Origin of the sequence: Polaribacter sp. HL-MS24 (assembly GCF_032758595.1) — a bacterium.
GTDB lineage: Bacteria > Bacteroidota > Bacteroidia > Flavobacteriales > Flavobacteriaceae > Polaribacter.
Map to the genome: position 1 here is coordinate 2,320,404 of NZ_CP136415.1, position 19,013 is coordinate 2,339,416.

Below are 19,013 nucleotides of genomic sequence, written 5' to 3' on the forward strand. Positions count from 1 at the left end.
ATCGGCTAAAAAAGGAAGGTTTTTTACTTTTTTTCGGGGCTTGTGCAACGGTTACGGTTGTTAGCAAATGTGTTTTTGTTTTTTTTAATTATCTTGCTCATGAATACTACCATCCATTAATGAATCTTCAAAAATATTAAGACCTAAATTAACTCCATATCTACTTTTTACAACTCCATTCTTAGCGATTTCAGCAACTACTAATTCATCAGACTCAAATTCATTATACAACAATAGAGGTTGACGTCCTTCTAATTGATAAGTAAAATATGCCTTATCAGAAATTTCTTTTATTAAACTTAGATTAGGTTTCCACCTGTTATGGTCTACTGCAATATATTGTGCTTCGGAATCATTATTCCTTATTCTTATAGTGGGTAAGGTATATGATTCTGTACCTACAAAATTACCATCCTTCATACCTCCTATAGTTATTTTTATATTCTTATGTTCTAAGTCAGTTGTATTTGCTATATCAAACATAATTCCAACTCGAACGTTTTCTTCATCTGATGGCAGACAAGAGGTGAATAAAAAAATACAACAAATTAATATTATTTTTAATTTCATAATTCTAATCGTTTTAAAGTTTATAGCAAGGTACTTTTTCTATTCTTTTATTTCCATATATGATTTTGGGGCAGTTTCCATAATTACCTCCATAACCACAATTGGAATAATCATATCTTATAATGTTTCTTTCCCAAGAAGAGGGCGCAATTGTTCCCGAAAAATAAACTGCTGTATTTGGATGTGTAGCATCAATTTTTGCTTTTATTTGTGGAGCAGATCTATCACTTGTGATTTGATTGTTTGGGAATATAGTACTTCTTGCTTTCTTCACAATAAAGCAACTTCTTTTATTCACAGCATTACGCACTAAATCTTTTATTCTACTCGTACTAGGGGTGTTTAAGCCATAAATCCATCCAAACCAAGTTTTTCTATAACTAGTATTGTCAGACCATATTTTTCTGCCAATAGCATTATTATGATAATCCATAGCTTCGCTATCAACAGGATTATTATCATTGCATTCTTCATTAGCATCTGCCACTGCTTTTGCAAAAGCTATACGAGGATTTTTTGAACTAAAAGTAAAATAATAATCTGCCAATAAAGCATTCCATAAAATATGTCTATAAGCATCTCCTCTTGTATCTGTCCCACCACCGCCAGCATAACCATAATAACTTCCATAGGAGTCAGGATAATAATTTCCAGCAGAGGTACTTGCTCTTGTAGATGCTAAAACCATAGCATAAGTAGCTCGTACAAACCCCCATTTAATACTAATGATTTTTTTATAGACGCAAGTCTTACTTCTAGCAGCAAACTTGCCTGCGTATTCATCTTCCTTTTTTGCAATCTTATCTAACACTACATAATCTAAATTTTGAGAATAATACTCATCTATTAATTCAATATTTTCTTCAATTTCTGTTTCAGTAAGTGTTGGGAAATCTTGTTTTATCATTTCCAAATGTTCTTGTGCTTCTTTTTCAAATTCTATTTGTTTAAGTTGTTCTATTTCTAAAAGTTGAATGGAATCTAATTCTTCTGGAATTTGTTCTTCAAATTCCTTCTCTACTTTTTTATAAGGAAATAAATCTAGAACTGTTTAAGTAACTTCAGCAATAATTTCTGCATTGGGTAATTCCGAATTTCCCGCTTTAAAAGCCAATCCTTTTTGTTTTGCTACGGCACGTTTTGAAGTTTGATATAGGTGTTTTAAGTTTTCTTCAGTATGTTTTATTTCTAAATCTTTAATAGGTGTAGAAAATCTATGATTTACTGGCAAACCTTTAAAATCGATTAGTTTAGAAGTGTCAATTTCTGCAACAGGTTCTGTTAATTCAGTGTTCTCATTAAATTCTTCTTGGCAAGAAGAAATTAATATTCCAAAAATTAGTAATACTGTTAATGTTAGTTTGTTTACGTTTTTCATAATTCGTTGAAGGTTTTAAATTAGTAATTCGGTTTCTAGCATATTTGCTAACGTTGTTGTGTATGATTAGTGGCGTGTTTCAGTAACTGATTTAGTAAATAAAAACCGAATAGAAAATTCCAGCGGAATTTTCGTAAGTAGGCGGGAACCAGCCATTAATTATACAGAGTGTTAGCAAATGTTATTTTTTCATTTTTAGTTTTATTTTCGATTTAACAATTTCATAGTCATAATGTAATTCCGTGTTATCATCAAATTTCAAGAGAATAGTATTTTCTTTTAAAGTATAATTTCCTAAATAAGGTGTTGTTAGGATTTCCTCTCCGTAATCATCATCTTTTTCTATTCTAAAATCTGTCCAAAGAGTAAATGTTCTATCGGAATTGAATTTTATGTTTGAACTTCCTTTTTCAACACTTAAAGTAAGGTTTTCTAAATTTTTCAAGTCTTTTTTATTATTACATTCTAAAAACCAAACTCTTTCATTTAAGAATAATTCATTTTTAAAAGTTACTTCCCAATTATCCCCAAATTTATTTGCTAAATCCTTATGAGTAGATGAATTTTCTTTTGGATGATTAATAAAATCATAATCATCTTTTGCGAAAATATAAATAAGTTTTACTCCCCAATGTTTGAAAATATTTTTCTTTAAGTCAAGATATTCAAAATTAGGTTTGCATTTTATATACTCTTTCAAAATCAAACTATCACTTTCAACTTGAGAAAATGAATTAAAAAAAAATATAAATAAAAAAATGATAGTTATTGTGTTTTTCATTCTAATATTTGCTAACGTGTTTGTGTTATGAAAAGTTGCTTTTTAAAAGTACGGCTATTTTCCGAAGGAAAATAGAAGAACTTTAGAAAAGCATATACTTTTGATTAAGCTAAAAATAAGCAATTTTTTATACAAGATGTTAACAAATGTTATTTAATAATTCATATTATTTTTTTTGTAAAATAGCTTTATTCACAACTTTCATATTCAGCGATAACTTTTAATATTTGACTTTCTCTAAATTCTCTTTTTTTAAGTTTTTTAACCAAAGAAGGGCAATCTGAAAAATATTTCATAGCTCTCTTCCTGAAAGATTTAGTAAAAAGTGATGCACTCATATTTGTAGGTAAGGTTATTAAAGGAGAAGCAATCTTTTCATTTTTTCTTAATACATAAAATTCATTATCTTGAGATGAATAGTAAGTTGAAGATGTAAAACCACGTTCTCCACCAATCATTCCTAATGACATTGTTGAGTTACTAACTGTTCTTGCGTATAGTTTAACTTTTTTAAATTCAATTAGTTTAAATAATTGGTATTTTGATCTTGACGTTTTTACATATTCAAAAATAGCTGTTTTATTATTTCGTTCTTTTATTAATGCTTTGTTTACATTGGAATGGTCAAATTCAAACTCCTTGTCTTTCTCACTTTTTTTAAATTTAATTTTATGATAATTAACAAGAACTCCTTTATTTATAAGTGGCAATTTTAAATTTCCTATGATTGTATCTCCATTTTTTAATATTAAGCTTCCTTCAAACCATTTTTTTTGAGCATTTCCAACGTTTATGATTAAAATTAATAATAATAGTGTAATCTTCTGTTTTTTCATTTTGTTAATTATTTTTACTCTTAGTTTTTATTAGTGTTAATTTATAAATAATTCAATAAACTTATTGAAAATATAAGAAATTTAATAATTCGCGCAATATTTGCTAACGTTTCTGTATAAACTTTGTTGCGGTTTCGTCAAGCTAAAAGCAAGTAAATAATTACTGATTAGAAAGTCCGCGAGGACTTTCCCAAGTAAGCTAAATGTTAGCAATACAGTTTATACCTTGTTGTAACACGTTTATTTTTTTATGAATTTTAAAATTTGATATTTCTTTTCAGATAAAACTTTAATTGTATATACTCCATAATTCAATTGGGCTATATCTATTTTTTTCAACGAAGATTCACTCTCTTTTTCGAGAATAAGTTTACCTAATGAATCATAAATTATTACAGATTTAAGTTCAACGTTTGATATAAAATAAATTACATCGTTAGCTGGATTTGGATATAACTTAAGTAAATCATTTTTATAATCTTTTGAAGAAAGTAATGCAGAGTTTATAAATGTAATCCACTTGCAATATTTAGCAAAGGGTTCTGAACTACCATTAAAAATTTTAATAATATTTGTTTTACCTGAAAACTTATCAAGTTTTCTTAGTTCAATACCACCATTATTATTCCTTACTGTTAAATAAATAGTATCAGAATCTGTGTCCCAAGCCATTCCATTTTGAGTTATGGCATTAAAATCTAAACTACTTATAAATGTAGTTTCTGCTGTAGTTTTATTAATACTATATAAACTACTATTGTAAACGTCTATTGCGAACATATTTGAACTTCCGTCAATAGCAACAGATTTAGCTCTAATTCCTGTTTCTCCAATAAGATTTACAGATGCTGTTTCAATATTAATACTATATAATGATTTGTTTGCTAAAGCAAAAAGATTACCTGTTAATGGATCAAATTCAAAACCTGTGAAATATAAACAATTATCAAAATTACCAATAGTAAATATCTGCTTTAAGTTAAGGTCATATTTTTTAAGTGAGCAATTATAAGCATAATATATTATAAATGGATTCTTAGAATCTACTGCTCCTGCTTCCATATTTGCTCTAGGGTATCCGAGACTAGTTTCTCTTTCAAATTGATATGCGTTATCAATTCTCCCCTTTTTTAATGTCATTTCAGGATCAACTCTATTTTGATCTTCAAAACCGGCATATAAAACTGTTTGTCCTTTAATTTTATTAGAAACAAAAAATATTAAAGATAAAAAAAGATAGTAAATTATTAAATGGGTTGTTTTTTTCATAATGTGTTACCAACGGTCTAGTGTATGAAACGTAGCGTGTAAAAAGACACTAAATTTTCGGATTAACACAGAGCCGAATTTTTAATTTTCATGTTTAATTTTTTCTAAATATAACCAAATTAAAAATTTGGCGGACTTAATAAATAAGCAAAAACCTTTGGTAAAGCCTTTACTAGCTATGTTTTATACACATTGTTATCTGGCAGGCTTTTTTCCGCAAACTTGCTAGCGTTGGCAAAGACATACTCTTTTACAGTTTTGGTGTAGCTTTGGATGGTGCGACTGGAAATGTGTATGGCATTCAGCGTAGGCAATTCCCCTATGCCATTAAATTGTAACTTTCACTTGGCGGAAACAATAGCTCAATTCCTTTCGGTTTGATTTTAAACAACGGACCTTTTTCTACCACTTTCCCTTTTGAGTTTCGCTTAATTAAATGGTCAAGCGTAATTATTCCTTGTTCAATTAGTAAGTCAAATTGAGAAGTGATTGGCTTTTTTGTGTGCTCTACCAATTTATATTGAAAATGCTCTCGGTCATTTATTCTAGTGCTTTCGGCTTCTACCCAAAACGTTTCTTTATGTTTTGTTTTTAGTCGGTTATGAAGTTTATCCAATGTCCAAACCACAAAATCTCCAACTTCTGGTTTATCAGAGTTTTCAATCAGTTGTTTAATATCGTTATCAATTCTTAGATTCAAACCTTGCGAGTTTCTAGTAATTGCAGAAACTGTGCAATACAATTTAAAATCCTCTTCTCGTTCATAACCAAAATTGTCGAGAATTTCTGCGGAACTTTTAAACTTACTTAATTTCCAATCTGGAACTTGTGCAAATAGATTTTTACGATTTGTTCTACTATTTCTGAATGATTTAAGTTCAATTCCTTTATAATCTGGTTGTTTAGACGAATTAATGTCAATTCCTAGTGCTGTCTCAAGTGTTCTGCCTACAGAAGTGTCAGCATCGACCATTGAAGGAATTGGGCCAGCATTTGCTATTTTTCTTAACATTGCCAAAAGCTCAAAAGCTACTTCATTCTCAGTCGTGTTAATTGCATTAATTAACTCTTGAAATGGATTTAGAATTGAAGAATTAATCAATTCTCTGATGTCTAATTTTGTCAAGTTGAAAACTTGAAGTCGACTATCAAAGTAAGTTATTGCAATAATATCGTTTGGATCTGCAACCTTTGTTAAGCTATAAAACCAAATTCTTGGGTCTCCTTTTTTAGTTGAAGGACGATATAAAGATGCTTGTGATTTTATTGTCTTAAAACCAGTATGAATAACTGCTGGAATCATTACTTTACTCTCTGTACCTTGTTTTTGTAATTTGTAATCGTGAATATTTTCACTTTTTAAATAACTTCTGACAGAACCAGTTGCATCCATTATGGATTTTTTTAATCCCGTTTCGGTTGGTTCAATTAAAGTAAGAGAAACTTGGTTTTTAGTCAGTAATTTTATCTTTTCTTGTTCTGAGTTTGTAAGCTTTCTCACTTGATATGTTTTAAAATTTCACTTGCGACTGCTCTAGCTAATAAAGGCGGAACAGCATTTCCAACTAAAGTGTATTGTGGTACTTCTGTTTTTCTATTATTTCCACCTGTAGACCGCTTTCCTTGAAATACAAATGAGTCATCAAACGATTGTAAGCGTGCCATTTCTCTAACTGTTAAAGACCTTGGCGAATTGTAGTGAATGTAATCGTCTGCAATAGTCATTATTGTAGAGCTTTGCTCGTCTGGTTTTAAAACATTGTAATTTCTTTTGTTTGTAGAAAGATTTAATTTCTCAAGTTCTGGTTGTGATTTTCTATAATTACCATTTTTTAAAATCACTCCAAGTCTTTCAATAACGGTTTCGTTTTGATTACTTGTTTTGTGATTATTTAAGATGTCAAAATATTTCTCTCCATTCTCCAAACCTTCGGTATTCTTGACGTAAAATGGTTTTGTTTGAGGCTTAAATCGTTCAATTAATCTACCTTTTTTTGACCATTCTGCAAATGATTTTCCACCTTTGGAAATAGGCTTTCCGTCAATTTTTCTTTTTTTGAGAAGTTTAGCCATTTTCTTTGCGGTTCCGTTGTATTGAGCAGAAATATCAATTTCTTCATATCGATGTGCTTCTTGGTTATTACCAATAAAATCTAAATCGTATAAAGCTTCAAAAATGGTTACTTTTTCTTCTTCGGAAACTGTTGCAGGGATTTCGGAAATATACTTTTGATCTTTGCGACAACCAATGAAAAGTACTCTTTCTCTATTTTGAGGAACACCATAATTTGATGCGTTTGCAACAAATGGTTGTTCTATTTTATAAAGCCTAATACTTTCAAGAATAGTCTCTAATTCCCTTTTTTGTGATTTGTTGCATTGAGATTTTAAAATCTCAATGGATTCATCAAAAGATGTTGTGTAGATTTTTAAAGCAGTTATAATATCCTCACAATCTTTTTTGTAATTAGTTGGAACTTTTAAAGCTTTAAATGAGTTTTCAATTTTTGAAATGATATTTTCAGAGCTTATCTCAGTTAGAAAATCTGTAAAGGAATTTGCAAAGTCATCACTATCAATATTACAAAAATCCATTTCTTTGATAATGTCACGCTTTAATTTCTCCCATTCTTTTGTTCTTGCCAAAAGGTTAAAGCCGTGACGAATGGTATTGATATTTTCGTCCGTTTTACTGGTTTTATAATCTGCGATTTTTGGTGTTAGTTTTTTAAATCTATTCTCTACAAAGTTGATGAAATCAGTTTTTCCAGTTTCTTTATCTTTTTTAAGTAGTTTTTCAAGTTCAACTCTTTTTACAATACTATCTAAAAGGAAAGAATTTGATTCTTTCCGAATTTTTTTGATGAATGTATTTAGTAATGGAATTTCTTTTGTGTCAACAATAGAGTTGATTTCCTTGATAATCAATTCTTTTATTTTCCCACCTTCTTTAGTCAAAATGCCTTTTACATTTTCCATCACAAAGTACTTAGGTTGTAAAACCTTAATGACTTCTAGGTAGTGAGAAAAAAGGTCGTCTTTTTTATCGAATTTTTTTCGTTTTCCTGCAAGACTAAAACTTTGACAAGGTGGTCCACCGCAAACAACATCAATGTTACGACCATTTATTTTTTCTAATAAATTGTCTAAAAAGTCTGGTTCAGTAATATCCTGTTTTAAAAATTCAGCATCCAAACCTAATTGATGATTATAGCGAACAACGTGAGTTAATTCGCAATTTTCGTTGATGTCGTTGGCAACAACGAAATCGAAGAATTTATTATTATGTTCAGCTTGTAAAAAACCTTCACTAAAACCGCCAGCTCCAGCAAATAAATCTACAAAAGTGAAAGGTTTTCCATAAAGTGCAACCTGTTCTTTAACAATATTTACATTGTTACTTTCTTTGTAGTTTTCTATGTGTTCGTTCAATACGCTTTTTACTTCGTCTTGTACAAAGATTTTCTTATTAGAGTGGTGCAAAAGTTCGTCCGCACGTTCTCTTAGGAAATCTAAATAATGGTTGATTTCGTGAGATTCTACACTCAATCCAATCGCTTTTTGTTTGGATTTATTGAAGTTTTTCGGTTCTATTTTCTGTCCTGTAGAAACCTTAACTTGGCTTCCGTTACAGTTTATTCGAAGATGAATTGGTGCAAACCCTTTTTTGTCAGGTTTGTCTAAATAAAAATTAATTGTTGCCATAATTATTCACGGACGTTTTTACGTACACGGACAAATTTACGGACATTTTTTTAAATTCCTATTTAAATTCTGATTTTTGTTCTGAGTGAGCGTTGGGAAAAGGCAAGCTCTTTTTATTTTTTGAAGCACAAAAAAAATGAAATGTGCTTGACTGTGCGGTTGGCTTTTCAGCTTGCAGGTAACGGTTAGTATATGAAAAGTAGCAGAATAAATACTCTTTATATTCGTATTAAAAACAAAAATAGCAGAAAAGAATTAAACTTTGTAGTTTGCACTTAACTGCTATTTTTTATATACCGTGTTGGTAGCCGTTACTGTTTAATTTCTGCCTCCATACTACACACTTCGGCACAACCTCCACCATCAAGACAAGCTTTAACCGCATTACCTACACATCTAGCTTGTCGCATTCCGGCTCCAATCCCACTTAATTCTGGGCATTCGGTTATTTCCCCTGTCTTTTCACAAGAAACCTTTATTCCACCGCCTTCAATAGATTTCGATGCTTGATTTGAAAAACCTTCCGCAAAACCATATTCAAATTCGTTTAAATATCTTATGTTTTCAATGATATAATTCTCTCCTTCCATTCGAATATCAAATTTTGCAGCCACATATGAAGTACTCTTCGAAGTTGACTCACCATTTTTGCCACCCAAATTAGATTTTATATTGCTGATTTGTTTTTCAAAATCAACTAGAGCTAATTCCTCACTGTTTTGTTCCTCATTTGATGTAGAATCACTTTCGCAATTAGTAAATGAGATACTAACACTTAAAAGAAATAAATAGAAAAAATTCATTTTTAAAGTTTTCATGTTATAAGTTTTTATTGCCCATTAAGGTCTTAGGCTGTTAGGTTTCGACCTTTAGTCGGTATTTATTCTTCACTTTCATAGAGTTAATTTACGTTTTTTCTTTCAAATTCCGTAAGTCGGATGGTCTTTAAATCACTCTGTTTCGGTTCCCAAATGGCTACCAACGTTTTGGCTATGCGCAGTGTTCCGAAGGGCATTGCGTATAGGTATTGTTGTACACAGATTTTATTTATTCAATATCCAATTTACCAAGTCCTTTTTGTCTACAATCGACCAACTATGAGGATGTCTTTCGCCATTTGCTCTGTATCCTTTATCAATTGTCGGAATATATTCAACACTTTCATATCCTTTCTCGATAAGACTTTCAGATAATTTTTTGATATAAAAAGCGTTCATTTGTTCGTAATCAGCCATTCGATTTTCTTTCCACCAAAGAGTGTCAGGTTCTGTATAAAGTCTGATTTTTGTACGCTTTAATTTTTTTAGGTTTGAGATGTTATTCGTGCTACAAGTGAATACAGCACTGTTTTCATATTTTGCAATATTGTCCTTTGGATTACCGAAGTTATTGCCTAAAATTTCTAAAAGCCATATACTTTCTTGAATTGAAGGTTCAGAAAAATTTCGTTCTATATTTTTTTCAGATGATTTGTACAATGCGGTCAAATCTATTGGTGAATCTACGATAAACACTCCTTTCGGGTCAATATAGAATTGTTTCATCCCAATAATAAAATCACTTATTAATAGACTTACAACTCCACCACTTGAAAAGCCACCGACAAAAATATTTTCAGTTGGCAGTTTATTTTCAATAATTATGTCCTGTAATTTTTTTGCGAGTTGATATTTTTCACTTTTCTCAAGCCATAGTTTCTGATTAAAATTTGACAACAACTCAGCAATACTGTTTTCTCTTGCAATATCAAGAATTTGGAACTCCCTTTTTATAACATCAGCATTTTCAGGATAACCACCGAATAAAATTAAAACTCCTTTTATTTCTTCGCTTGGCTTATGAAGTTCGTAATCTTCTTTTATGATTTCGGTGAACTTAATTTTTTCAGCAGTTGGTTGTGCCTTTTCATGTTTGTTCTGTTTACACGAAACAACTACAATAAAAAATAATAGTAAAATGGATGCTTTTTTCATTCGTCAAATTGTGTACAACGTTTAGTATATGAAAAGTAGGCGATTTAGAAGCACTAAACTTTCGGTAGGATACAAAGTTTGATATGGGCTAAAAGCCTTGAATTCAATACTGTTTCGCCTATATTTTATATACATTGTTAGCACCAGTTATTTTATATTTTTAGCTCTCCTTTCAAAACGATCTGAGCTTTACTTCTTATAGTCATTTTCTCTTCATTCAATAATTCAACTTCCATAAATCCAGTCCGTTCAGAGCATTGAAAAGAATTCATTTTAGTTTTATTTAATCTGACACCCCAATATTTAGCTAGAAAGGTATGGGTTCCACCTGTCACAGGGTCTTCATTGGTTCCACTCCAAGGCCAAAAATATCTTGATTCAAAATCAAATTCAGGCTTTGTCGAAATCGCCGTTACCAGTACTCCGTTAATTTCTATGTGCGATTTTTTTAATTTGTCAAAATCGGGTGTCAGATTTTTCAGGATTTCAGCATTTGTGATTTCAAGCAATAATATTTTGGTTTCTGCATTGTATTCACTGTTATTTATTTTTTTAATCCCAAGTGCTGTAAGTAATTCAATAGGTGATTCTTGCGGTATTGTATGATAAATCGGGAACTCCATTTTTATAAATCCATCTTCAAGTGTAATTGGTAATTCCAAATTTTGGATATTCACAAAAGTGAGTGAATTTTCTCCGTTATTTTCAAAAAGTACTTTTGAAGAAGCAAGAGTAGCGTGTCCGCATAACGGTATTTCCATTACTGGCGAAAAAAATCTTATAGAAAACACATTTTTCCCATTTAGCTTACTGACGAATGCTGTTTCTGAAAATCCTAATTCTTTTGCAATTGAGAGCATTTCAGAATCTGCAAGACTCTCGTTCAATAAACAGACTCCCGCTGGATTACCTTTAAATGGTTGGTCGGTGAAAGAATCAACAATGTAGGTTTCTATCTTTTTCATTCTTATTCTGCTCTTATTGGTGCTAACGGTCGGTGTATGGTGTCGTAAGGGATTGCGGGCAATAAACCTATCAAGTTACAACCCAAAATTGAGGCGGGTAATACCGCTCGAAAACCTCTGAAACCCTTATGCACTATACACATTGTTATGGCTCGTTTATCATTAATATTCAGTCAAATATCGGTTTTAATTCTTTATCTTTATATAACTCATACATTTTCATTATCTGTTCTTTTGTTACTCTACGTTCCGACAATTCTGGTAAATCTGATATATCAAAAAATCCAACATCACTTGTCTCAATCCCTGTTTGAGCCTCACCTCCTATAATTTCACACTCCATAAATAATTGGTAAACATCAAAAGGAAATGGTTTTTCTTGATATTTATTATAGTCAATCAATCCCAAAATCCGTGTTGGTTTTACATCAAATCCAGATTCCTCCTTTACCTCATTTATCGCTATCTCACTAGGCAACATTCCCGTATCTGCATAACCGCCTGGTAAACTCCATCTACCGTCCATTTTTTCTTTAACCAATAATATTTTATTCTCACGAAAGACAACAGCTCGGATTCCTACTTTTGGAGTCTGATAGCCAACATCTCGATTAAAAACAAAATCAAGTTTCCTTGTATCAATCTCCGTAATATTATTCATTATCGTCAAACTCAAATTGAGCAATTCGGTATATCGTTCTTTGTCAAATTTGTCTTTTGTAAAAGTCAATCCTGTTTGAGCGATTGAATTTATTCGTTTTGCAATTTCCAGCCAGTGCTCAGGAACTTTATTATTCATGGTTTATATCTAAAATACTTTTAAGTTCATTGAAGTTATGGATATAATAATTCGCATTATCCCCTTTAATTATATTTTCTCGTAATATCTGGACTGTTATCATCTGTAAATCATTTCCCGATTTAATTTCAGAATCGGGGTTGTCTCCAACCACAAATATTTGACTTGGTAATAAATTATGATTTTCTATTATTTGTTTAAACACTAAACTTTTAGGCTGATTATCAATAATTGGGTCAATTATGAAAATTTCTTCAAAATCCTTTTCAATCCTCAAAGCTTTAATTTTTGCCAATTGCAAATTCTTTATCCCAGTTGTAACAAGAAACTTTGTTTGTGGAATAGATTTTAAATATGAATAATCAGAGTATGGATTAATATTTAAGTTGATGTCGGCAGTTTTAAAAAAATCGAAAGCGCTTAAAACTAAACCATACTTGACATTATGTTTATTGAAAACGTAGTCAATTGGTCTTATCCAAAGCTCATTAATGATGTCATTAATTTGTGAAGAATCATGCTCTACTTGCAAACATTCCGTTAAGTTATTGAAGAAAGAATCGAAAACTTCCTTATCCATAGTCTTTGTTGGAAAGATTGTATCATCAAGGTCTAATATGATTGATTGGTTATTCAATTTTATCTGCTTTTATTTCCTATTTAACTGAATGTTCTATTGTTCGCAAATGAGCCATAACGGCTCGGCTAAGCGTAGTGCGGAGGCAAGGAAACTTTTTGTTTCCGTCTGCGCACGAAGCTAAAGCTTTTGGTTTTGCTTTTTCTTTTTTTGTCCAAAGCTAAATCCATAAGATTTAGCGACATTATAAATATACACAGACCTTTCGTTTTTGCCCTAAAGTCCGCATTACGTTTAGGTTGTGTTACCCAACGTTTTTTTGCGTAATCTTATTCAGGTAAACCAGATTCATATTTTTAGATTAATCCCTAATTGTATTCCGTAAGCATAAGGTTTGTAGTCTTTTCCAAAATCTTTGTCACTATATGTGGTTAATGCTGATTTGTAGAACCCTTCAGCAAGAATACTCCAATTACTATTGATGCTTAAAATGGCTCCGATTTTGGGCTGTATGGCTAATCCACTTTTAAGTAAGGGATAATCTTCTGTCGGAATTTCATAGATAAAATCGTTTTCTATAAAAAACCTAACTTTTTTTCTGGATTAAAAATATACCTATAACCAATAGAAACACCATAAAAGCTCCATCGCTTAGTAAGTTCATAGGGGGAGAAAGTGCCACCACCATCTCCAGTAAGTCCTTTTTCCCAATACCTATAACTAGAAGCGCCAAGTCCTATCTTCAAACTATTTTTTTGATTTAATTCTCGATAAAGATTTAGAGAGCCATTTGGTGTATTTTTTGGTTTTTGCTCTTCGGGAAAGCAACCTTCAATACAGCGATTCTGGTTGACCGGTTGGTTGTAATGCAACGTTCTTGAAAGGCCTAGATTAAATTGTATGCTATATTTACTTTTGGGACTATCTTGACCTATGAGAGTTTTAGGGTATGCAAACAATAATATCAATAGTAAAATATGGATTGAATATTTCATTCGGTTGTAATCTAATTAGAACTTTAAGGATGTTTATTTTCAACAATGGTTGCGTCTGAGTAAAGTCCATCTGCGCAAAGATTACGTCCGAGTAATGTCCATTCGCGCAAACCTTTTTTTAGTCATTATCGCTTATTTTGACTAAACATTAATATTTTGTCAAAATGTTGGGTAACGTTTACTGTATGGTTAGTGGCGTGTTAAAAATTTTAAAATTTTTGGTAAGCAATAAATTTTATAAAAAAGAACTAACCCTAAAGTTAGTTCTTTGCAGCCATTAACTATACAGAGTGTTATGGGCTTTTAATCTTTAAACTCTTTCTTTGAAGTCATTTTTCTAACATTCTCTTTATTAAATCCTCCAATAATATAATTAATAAATAAAGAACCTGCAAAAGAAAATAGAATACATAAATACATCATAGGGTTTTTCTTATTTTCAATTATTGTTTTTATAGTAGCTGGTTTATCTGAAAAGTAAAGTCCATAAAACATAATTAATGTTCCTAATGTAATAGTTAGTATCCTAAATTTATAAAAGTGCTTTTTAAGAAAGAATTGAATTTTTTTACTTTTTTTCATAATTTCTTACTTAGATTTATTGACTAGTATTTCTTGCTTGATTTAAAAAACTCTTTTAGAGCTACACCTCCACCACAATCTACAGCTGTCCAAATCGCTCCCCAAATTGCTCCTACAGTTGCACCACCAGCAGCTCCAAAAACAGCTCCACCAACAGCTCCAGTTGCTGTTCCAACACCAGGTAAAACTACGGTACCACCAGTAGCTCCATAGTATGCTCCACTTATTGCACCACCGATAGCTCCAGTGACTATTCCTCTTCCAATAGCTTTTCCAGCATTTATACGCATACAATCCCAAAAACCATCCCCTTGCCCCCTTGAACTAAAGCTTGATTTCTTTTCTGCATCATCAATTTCAATAATCCCATCTAAGACTAAGATTGACTGTTCAGATGCTATTAAAAGAGAATGAATTTGCTCATATTCTTCGGAATTAAAATTTTGTTGAGTTAACAAATCTTTATGAGATGTTACTATGTCAAGGATGTATCCATCTTTACTATTAGCAAGTTCATTATAAAAATTTACTAAAAACTCTTTTTGCTTATCTGAATAGATATCCGAAAGTTCATTTACTGTATAAACAATTTCTTCTGTTGAAGATTTAGAATACTTTCTTTGAAAATATTTATCATCACCAGTTTCTATAAACTCATCAACTTCTTTAGATAATGATTCATCATATTCAAGCATATTATTAAAAGATATAATATTTTCTTTTAAGCTTAAATTTAAACTTTCATAATCAATTTGTTGCGATTCAATTTTTAAATTGTCGTTATCTGATGTACAAGCTGTAATCATTAATAACATTAAGGTCACATAAATAATAGATTTCAAATTTTTCATTTTAATTTGTATTTAATTTTTAACGTATTCAACTTTTTAGGAGGGTTGAACACTTGCAATTTTGCCATCTTTTTCAAGAAACTCCGTTTATAGACAATTCAAAGTTTTAACTCTTTTATTTTTTTCTTCCAAGCAGAGTTGATTCTCGGATATGGTTGATATTTGTTCTAATTGCCCATAACGGTTAGTATATGAAGCGTAGCATCCCGTAGGGTGCTATGATTTCATATACATTGTTATGAGCTGGTTTGTTTACTTAAGTTTCTAATACATTGTTCTCTAATGTTCCAGATTTCATCAAATGTCATTTTCTGATTACTGTTTACTACCCATTTTTTTAGATAATTTCTATGAAAATTCACTTTGAAGTCTGCAACTTGTTCCGGTTTAATTTCTATCTCTTCAAGAATGTCATTCTTGAGTTTTAAAAAATCGGAATCCACAGTTGTTAAGTCGAGATATTTTTCGTCTATTTTCAAATAGCAATGTGCTTCAGGAATATATTCAATAGAATTCTTCGCTAATTCATCTCCAATTCCTGTCGTATTTGAGTTATTCATCTTATAAATTCCCAAAATAAGTTTCACTTCTTGAATGTTATTCAATTTGGCAATTTGAGATAGAAAAGCGTGTTTTGAACTGTAACTTCCTTTATTTTCTTTAATTACTAATGAAAAATCTGTTCGATTTGAATTTCTCCCATATGGGATATTTTTGACGAAATTCATCAATTGTTCCCAATTTTGAATTCCTTTTTCATTAACAAGGATGGTTAAATCGTCTTTTGAGTTTAAATTTCCTTTAATCATAGACTTTTAAATTGTTGAGAACATATTTATGTCAAGTAAGTTGTCAAATACTAATTCTGCTCCATTATTAATAAGTACTTCTCTATTTTTATCGCCAATTCCAATGAATTCTATATTTAATTGCTTTGCCGTTTTTAAGTCCCACAATCCATCTCCTATAGAAATTGTACGTTCAAATCTATCCATATTGTAAAAGGCTTGAGCATTTACAATAGCTCTTTTTACGATTTCTTCTCTTTCATAAATATTATCAGAAGCAACTAATAAACTTTCATCAAATTTGACACCAATCGATTCTAATTTATGAATAGCAGGTCTTCTTAAAGAGCCTGTTGCAAAGCAAATTCCAAAATCGGAATTAGTGTCCAAATATTCAATCAATTTCTTTGCTCCCAAAATCTCCAGTATCTCCTGAGACTTTATCTTCTTATATAAACCATTTTCAAATTCAATGTTTTTTTTGGCAGAGAATTTTTCATTTCTATCTGTCTCAAAAATTTCTTTTGAGATATAGGAATCAGTATGGTGCATAAATGATTTGTATTCTGCATTAATTTGACGAACACCTATCTCCAACAACATTTCTGTAAATGCCTTCTGGTGAACTTTGACGCTGTCAGTTAAAGTCCCGTCAATATCAAAAACGATTAGATTCTTCTTTTTCAAATTGTTTGTTTTACTTGCTCATAACGATCTTGGCTATGAGTAGTTGCGTGGGTTAGCACTTAACTTAACAAGTACACACCAAACTGAAAATCCACGAGGATTTTCGGAAGTAGGCGATAACAAGCAATTACTTGTAGCCCTTGTTACCACACGTTTTTTATAAATTAATTATCATTGGTAATTCAGGTCTTAAATCAAATGATTTTTTCTGAACATTATTGTCAAAATATAATTCCATTAAATGTTCTGTTCCATTTTTGACGGTTATGTTTTCAATTCCGTTAACTGCCTTGATTGTTTCTGTTTCCAAGTCTAAGCCAGACGATGTAATTGTGATATTCGTTATTTTTTTTGCTCCGTTTGGATGTTTAAAAAATTCTCTCCAAATTGAATATTCTTCTGGGATTTTTTTTAAATCAGCCAATGTTTCAAATCTGTCGGATTCAATTTCTGGGTAAACAACAAAAATTGAAGGTTCACCAAGGTTGGTTTTTGAGTTTTTTGCGGAATATATGTTTACATTTTCTTCCATCCAATCTTGATGATATCTAACTTTCTCAAAAGGTATTTTCTCGATTTTATAATCCTTTATTTTTAGAGCGATACTAAACGGTGATGCTCCATTTTCTTTAAAGTTTGCACGTTCCACAAAATCCAACTCTTTATTTTTCTTATTGTTTTCTTCTAATTCACTTTGGTCGTAAACAAAAATCAACTCTAAGTATCCATTGAGAAAATTGAAATATCTGCCTGCTGTTCCTTGTCCTTCGTGTATTTGGGAAAGTGAGTCGGGAACAGAAGTAAATCCAATTTCTATTAATTTTTCTTTTGCTTTTTTGGGATTTTCAACCCAAATATTGAAATGGTCAACCTCTAAATTAGACGAAACATTTTCAACCGTTTCGTTGATGTCAATATTGGTTTTTTTCTTCTCTTTGCAAGAGGAAAGTCCCAAAATCAAAGCTAAAATTATTATGTAATTTCCAAGGTTCATTTTCAAATGTGTGGTAACTAGTGTATATGAACACCTTTAGGTGTGTTTATTTCCTTTATATTTTGATTTTGTTCCACAATACTTCCCAAATCGGTATGTATTGTTGAACTTTTTGTCTTGTAAAAATCATCCAAAGGATTTTTTATTTTCCCAATTTCTTGCGTAGACACCTGTGTGTATATCTCCGTTGTTTTGGAGCTACCATGCCCTAAAAGTGTTTGAATATGTCTGAGACTCACCCCTTGCTCTAAAAGGTGAGTTGCAAAACTGTGTCGAAGCATATGAGGAGTAATCTTTCTTCGTATTCCTGCTATTTTGCTCGCTTTCGATAGTACTTTCGCTATACTTGACGGACTATATTGTCCTCCATTTGCTCCTTCAAAAAGCCAAGTTTTTGGCTTGTATTTTTTGTAGTATTCTCTTAGATGATTAAATAATTCCTTAGAAATAATGCTTTGACGGTCTTTATTTCCTTTACCACCGCGAATCAAAATCAGGTTTCTAGAAGAGTCGAGATCAATGATTTTTAAATTCAGTAATTCACTTCTTCTCAATCCAGCAGAATAAATTAGTGAAATAATACAGCGGTGTTTTAGGTTTTTAATTGTGGATATAATAGCAAACACTTCTTCCTTTGAAAGTACTTTAGGAAGTAACTTCGCTTTCCTTGGGCGTTCAATGTTAAAAACCATTTTGGGCTGCTGCAATACTTTTTCGTAATAAAATTTAATAGCATTAATGGCTTGGTTCTGTGATGAAGCAGATACTTTCTGCTTTTGAATAAGATACAGTAAGTAACCCTCGATATCATCTTTGTCTAGAGTTTCTAAATTATGTTTGGAAAAATAGGAACTAAATTTTTTAAATTCGGAAACATAGGACTTAATCGTATTTTCGCTATACCGTTTTAGTTTTAAATGTTCAATATAGGTGTTGGGGATCGGTGTCTTAGCGTATGCTTTTCGTTTAATACGTTCTTTGGGTAGAGTACGGTCTTTTGTAATTTTAAGTGCCGAATAATCCACATAGGCAATGCTTTTAAATACATTAAAAACACGATGTAAATTAAAATCTTTTTTTTTCACATACCATGAGCTTAAGGTCTGACTCCAGCGAGTATTTTCAATTGTTTTGACACAGCCAATAAGTTCCTTGTCAAAAGGAAACTGAATCACAATAATCGATTCATTCCTCAATTGATGCGGCCTTAATAGTATATTTTTCATTCAATGTATTTAACTCTTTAACTTCCCTTTTTTATAA

Annotated in this window: 20 protein-coding genes; all 20 read right to left on the reverse strand. The window is 31.1% G+C overall.

Annotation, left to right across the window (positions count from 1 at the left end; all coding sequences use genetic code 11):
• Positions 1 to 84 precede the first annotated feature (84 nt).
• The 20 genes from RRF69_RS10990 to xerA all read right to left on the reverse strand — a co-directional run bounded on the left by RRF69_RS10990 (position 85) and on the right by xerA (position 18,976).
• Positions 85 to 570, reverse strand: a complete 486-nt coding sequence (locus RRF69_RS10990; RefSeq protein ID WP_316939827.1) for a hypothetical protein — start codon at positions 568 to 570, stop codon at positions 85 to 87.
• 13 nt (positions 571 to 583) lie between these two features.
• Positions 584 to 1,477 carry a DUF6973 domain-containing protein gene (locus RRF69_RS10995; RefSeq protein ID WP_316939828.1) on the reverse strand — a complete coding sequence of 298 codons (894 nt, stop codon included), beginning with the start codon at positions 1,475 to 1,477 and terminating at the stop codon, positions 584 to 586.
• A 144-nt stretch (positions 1,478 to 1,621) separates the two neighbouring features.
• Positions 1,622 to 1,948, reverse strand: a complete 327-nt coding sequence (locus RRF69_RS11000; protein WP_316939829.1) for a hypothetical protein — start codon at positions 1,946 to 1,948, stop codon at positions 1,622 to 1,624.
• Between the two features lie 181 nt (positions 1,949 to 2,129).
• Positions 2,130 to 2,729 (reverse strand): hypothetical protein, encoded by a 600-nt coding sequence (locus RRF69_RS11005; protein WP_316939830.1) that lies wholly within the window; start codon positions 2,727 to 2,729, stop codon positions 2,130 to 2,132.
• A gap of 188 nt (positions 2,730 to 2,917) precedes the next feature.
• Entirely contained in the window at positions 2,918 to 3,565 is a 648-nt protein-coding gene (locus RRF69_RS11010) for a hypothetical protein (protein WP_316939831.1), read from the reverse strand.
• 240 nt (positions 3,566 to 3,805) lie between these two features.
• Positions 3,806 to 4,834, reverse strand: coding sequence for a T9SS type A sorting domain-containing protein (locus RRF69_RS11015; protein WP_316939832.1), 1,029 nt, complete (start codon positions 4,832 to 4,834; stop codon positions 3,806 to 3,808).
• Between the two features lie 319 nt (positions 4,835 to 5,153).
• Positions 5,154 to 6,335, reverse strand: a complete 1,182-nt coding sequence (locus tag RRF69_RS11020) for an MvaI/BcnI restriction endonuclease family protein (RefSeq protein ID WP_316939833.1) — start codon at positions 6,333 to 6,335, stop codon at positions 5,154 to 5,156.
• Positions 6,332 to 8,539 carry a DNA cytosine methyltransferase gene (locus tag RRF69_RS11025; protein WP_316939834.1) on the reverse strand — a complete coding sequence of 736 codons (2,208 nt, stop codon included), beginning with the start codon at positions 8,537 to 8,539 and terminating at the stop codon, positions 6,332 to 6,334. Before RRF69_RS11025 ends, RRF69_RS11020 begins: the two co-directional genes overlap by 4 nt.
• A gap of 311 nt (positions 8,540 to 8,850) precedes the next feature.
• Entirely contained in the window at positions 8,851 to 9,357 is a 507-nt protein-coding gene (locus RRF69_RS11030; protein ID WP_316939835.1) for a hypothetical protein, read from the reverse strand.
• A 225-nt stretch (positions 9,358 to 9,582) separates the two neighbouring features.
• Positions 9,583 to 10,512, reverse strand: coding sequence for a hypothetical protein (locus RRF69_RS11035; protein WP_316939836.1), 930 nt, complete (start codon positions 10,510 to 10,512; stop codon positions 9,583 to 9,585).
• Positions 10,513 to 10,664: 152 nt separating this feature from the next.
• Positions 10,665 to 11,477, reverse strand: a complete 813-nt coding sequence (locus RRF69_RS11040) for a PhzF family phenazine biosynthesis protein (RefSeq protein ID WP_316939837.1) — start codon at positions 11,475 to 11,477, stop codon at positions 10,665 to 10,667.
• Between the two features lie 169 nt (positions 11,478 to 11,646).
• On the reverse strand, positions 11,647 to 12,276 hold the full coding sequence (locus RRF69_RS11045; protein ID WP_316939838.1) for an NUDIX hydrolase: 630 nt from the start codon (positions 12,274 to 12,276) through the stop codon (positions 11,647 to 11,649).
• Positions 12,269 to 12,913, reverse strand: coding sequence for an HAD family hydrolase (locus RRF69_RS11050; protein WP_316939839.1), 645 nt, complete (start codon positions 12,911 to 12,913; stop codon positions 12,269 to 12,271). The genes RRF69_RS11045 and RRF69_RS11050 overlap by 8 nt, the downstream gene beginning before the upstream one ends.
• Before the next feature lie 515 nt (positions 12,914 to 13,428).
• On the reverse strand, positions 13,429 to 13,848 hold the full coding sequence (locus RRF69_RS11055; protein ID WP_316939840.1) for a hypothetical protein: 420 nt from the start codon (positions 13,846 to 13,848) through the stop codon (positions 13,429 to 13,431).
• 303 nt (positions 13,849 to 14,151) lie between these two features.
• Complete coding sequence (locus RRF69_RS11060; protein WP_316939841.1) at positions 14,152 to 14,430, reverse strand: hypothetical protein; 279 nt, start codon at positions 14,428 to 14,430, stop codon at positions 14,152 to 14,154.
• A 23-nt stretch (positions 14,431 to 14,453) separates the two neighbouring features.
• The gene (locus RRF69_RS11065; protein ID WP_316939842.1) at positions 14,454 to 15,281 is read right to left on the reverse strand and encodes a hypothetical protein; all 828 of its coding nucleotides are present in this window, start codon (positions 15,279 to 15,281) and stop codon (positions 14,454 to 14,456) included.
• A 236-nt stretch (positions 15,282 to 15,517) separates the two neighbouring features.
• Positions 15,518 to 16,090, reverse strand: coding sequence for a hypothetical protein (locus RRF69_RS11070; protein WP_316939843.1), 573 nt, complete (start codon positions 16,088 to 16,090; stop codon positions 15,518 to 15,520).
• A 6-nt stretch (positions 16,091 to 16,096) separates the two neighbouring features.
• Positions 16,097 to 16,756, reverse strand: a complete 660-nt coding sequence (locus RRF69_RS11075) for an HAD family hydrolase (RefSeq protein ID WP_316939844.1) — start codon at positions 16,754 to 16,756, stop codon at positions 16,097 to 16,099.
• Between the two features lie 157 nt (positions 16,757 to 16,913).
• Positions 16,914 to 17,750 carry a VOC family protein gene (locus RRF69_RS11080; protein WP_316939845.1) on the reverse strand — a complete coding sequence of 279 codons (837 nt, stop codon included), beginning with the start codon at positions 17,748 to 17,750 and terminating at the stop codon, positions 16,914 to 16,916.
• 17 nt (positions 17,751 to 17,767) lie between these two features.
• Positions 17,768 to 18,976: a site-specific tyrosine recombinase/integron integrase gene (xerA, locus tag RRF69_RS11085; RefSeq protein WP_316939846.1), complete on the reverse strand. Its 1,209-nt coding sequence runs from the start codon at positions 18,974 to 18,976 to the stop codon at positions 17,768 to 17,770.
• Between the last annotated feature and the right edge of the window lie 37 nt (positions 18,977 to 19,013).

What these genes read in the sequence shown, in the direction of transcription:
- RRF69_RS11010 (WP_316939831.1), bottom strand. Translation starts at nt 3,565, where the DNA reads ATGAAAAAACAGAAGATTACACTATTATTATTAATTTTAATCATAAAC.
- RRF69_RS11060 (WP_316939841.1), bottom strand. Translation starts at nt 14,430, where the DNA reads ATGAAAAAAAGTAAAAAAATTCAATTCTTTCTTAAAAAGCACTTTTAT.
- RRF69_RS11025 (WP_316939834.1), bottom strand. Translation starts at nt 8,539, where the DNA reads ATGGCAACAATTAATTTTTATTTAGACAAACCTGACAAAAAAGGGTTT.
- RRF69_RS11035 (WP_316939836.1), bottom strand. Translation starts at nt 10,512, where the DNA reads ATGAAAAAAGCATCCATTTTACTATTATTTTTTATTGTAGTTGTTTCG.
- RRF69_RS11070 (WP_316939843.1), bottom strand. Translation starts at nt 16,090, where the DNA reads ATGATTAAAGGAAATTTAAACTCAAAAGACGATTTAACCATCCTTGTT.
- RRF69_RS11080 (WP_316939845.1), bottom strand. Translation starts at nt 17,750, where the DNA reads ATGAACCTTGGAAATTACATAATAATTTTAGCTTTGATTTTGGGACTT.
- RRF69_RS11040 (WP_316939837.1), bottom strand. Translation starts at nt 11,477, where the DNA reads ATGAAAAAGATAGAAACCTACATTGTTGATTCTTTCACCGACCAACCA.
- RRF69_RS10990 (WP_316939827.1), bottom strand. Translation starts at nt 570, where the DNA reads ATGAAATTAAAAATAATATTAATTTGTTGTATTTTTTTATTCACCTCT.
- RRF69_RS10995 (WP_316939828.1), bottom strand. Translation starts at nt 1,477, where the DNA reads ATGATAAAACAAGATTTCCCAACACTTACTGAAACAGAAATTGAAGAA.
- RRF69_RS11065 (WP_316939842.1), bottom strand. Translation starts at nt 15,281, where the DNA reads ATGAAAAATTTGAAATCTATTATTTATGTGACCTTAATGTTATTAATG.
- RRF69_RS11030 (WP_316939835.1), bottom strand. Translation starts at nt 9,357, where the DNA reads ATGAAAACTTTAAAAATGAATTTTTTCTATTTATTTCTTTTAAGTGTT.
- RRF69_RS11000 (WP_316939829.1), bottom strand. Translation starts at nt 1,948, where the DNA reads ATGAAAAACGTAAACAAACTAACATTAACAGTATTACTAATTTTTGGA.
- RRF69_RS11015 (WP_316939832.1), bottom strand. Translation starts at nt 4,834, where the DNA reads ATGAAAAAAACAACCCATTTAATAATTTACTATCTTTTTTTATCTTTA.
- RRF69_RS11045 (WP_316939838.1), bottom strand. Translation starts at nt 12,276, where the DNA reads ATGAATAATAAAGTTCCTGAGCACTGGCTGGAAATTGCAAAACGAATA.
- RRF69_RS11055 (WP_316939840.1), bottom strand. Translation starts at nt 13,848, where the DNA reads ATGAAATATTCAATCCATATTTTACTATTGATATTATTGTTTGCATAC.
- xerA (WP_316939846.1), bottom strand. Translation starts at nt 18,976, where the DNA reads ATGAAAAATATACTATTAAGGCCGCATCAATTGAGGAATGAATCGATT.
- RRF69_RS11005 (WP_316939830.1), bottom strand. Translation starts at nt 2,729, where the DNA reads ATGAAAAACACAATAACTATCATTTTTTTATTTATATTTTTTTTTAAT.